The sequence below is a fragment of the Rhizobium sp. P1_E6 genome (assembly GCF_056405875.1).
This window is the reverse complement of the sequence record NZ_JBFUBG010000259.1, coordinates 1-1,613: the sequence shown is the minus strand read 5'-3', so window position 1 is coordinate 1,613 and position 1,613 is coordinate 1. Positions and strand designations below refer to the sequence as shown.

Sequence of the window (1,613 nt, the reverse complement as noted above, 5' to 3'; positions counted from 1 at the left end):
CACCTGGACAATGGGAAAACCGGGGTTAAAGCCGTTGATGGCCAAGGCTATGATCCGACGGTTTTGATTAAGTCATGCCCACAAGCAATCCGAGAAAGTGCCATCGGAACACGCTTCAGATTGACGGTGAAAAAGGCCGATGATGGCTCACTCTCAAGCTATCATGGTTGGCCTTTCGATGTTGAGGTATGAAGCGTTTGCGCCAATCAAGGATGTTTCTTGGCAGAGATCATCAAAGGCCGCGGAAGCACTCAAATTCGATCCAGAACTATTATTGGCGCTCGAAGCCGATACAAAGGGCCTTCCGCCGCATAGAATGTCTGTCATGAGCGAACTGTTCGAAAACGCCGTGGTGTCGATACAGCTAGGAGTCGAGGATTACCAGTCAAATGACCCTCGTAGAGCGATCTCGGCCGTCAGGAATTTCTACGCTGGGTGCTGCTACCAGCCAAAGAGGCGCTAGACCGAGCTCTTATCGCCATATTTCCAGCATTTAGTTGAGGCGGTATAGTAATGTCTATGGCGTGTTAAAATCTCTTAGCCTCAGTATCTATTGACGATAGACGGAAATATCAGCCATTTCCCGGGCCACAGAATACCGAAAAGCCGTAAGTCGCATCTCTTCCTTCACCGTATTTGCTCTGATAGGCAACTTGAACGATGTTTCCAGTTGCAGTTTTCAGATATATCGAACCACCCGGAGCCAATGCCGACCTGGTTTGGTCCCCTCCACCAGATAGGGCGGCCTCAATCGACGTGCCAACGGTTTCTTTCATACTGAAAGTATAGCGATCTGGGCAAACCGTTGCCCCTTGGCCCGACGGCACGACAAAGTCACTTAAAACGCTAAAGTTCCTTTTTTTGATGTCATTTTGTTTCGCCTCGGTGAAAAGACGAACAGCCTCTCCGCTAACGGTTCCAACATGGGCAATATCAGGCTTTAAGTTCGTGACTGCCTCTTTCAATCGCTCAACATCAGAATTGAGATTTGCACTTAGCTTACCATCTACAACCGATATTTTATCGGTAATAGACTTACCTATCGCTTCAATATTGTTGACCTTTTCTTGGATTTTTTCTTGCGTCGCCACGAGGTCTTGTTGGACCTCATCTGGGAAGAGAGAATCGCTTAACTTAGTCATTCCGATATTCGATACGCTTCCGATGGCGAAAATGATTATTGCAGAAAAAATTGCCAGGAATTTCTCTTTCTTTCCTCCCGGTGAGCGTAATTTAAGTCCAAAAAAACTAATTACATAATTCAAAATGTTCTTTCCCTATTCTCCTCAACGGAATGTTCATTGCCGTTGACAATATTTTTTGCAGATACGTCCATGGAATAAATTCATTTCGACTAGTGCGCACGGGTAAAAGGGAAAATCCGCTGAAGTAGGGCTTTCTTTTTCTAGACTCCATGAGAAGCACATCGTTGTGATGAAGCGAGTGTGGAAACGTATCTAGACGTATTAGTTGAAAAATATGTAAAGCAATCGCTAGCGTCTGGCCCGGTCCGGCCACACCCTTAACCGCCTCTCAACGTAAATTGCCAGCCTGTCAGTTGCTCGTTATGAGAACGCCCGCGCCGAACAAGCGCCGACCAGACCGCGGAGAGG

General features: G+C 46.9%; 2 protein-coding genes. One reads left to right on the top strand and one right to left on the bottom strand.

What is annotated here, in order from left to right:
* A partial coding sequence (locus tag AC1D35_RS35995; protein WP_477942773.1) for a hypothetical protein occupies nt 1-192 on the top strand: 192 nt, incomplete at its 5' end.
* A 380-nt stretch (nt 193-572) separates the two neighbouring features.
* Here AC1D35_RS35995 and AC1D35_RS35990 read toward each other — a convergent pair.
* Nucleotides 573-1,265 carry a hypothetical protein gene (locus AC1D35_RS35990; protein ID WP_477942771.1) on the bottom strand — a complete coding sequence of 231 codons (693 nt, stop codon included), beginning with the start codon at nt 1,263-1,265 and terminating at the stop codon, nt 573-575.
* Nucleotides 1,266-1,613: the final 348 nt, after the last annotated feature.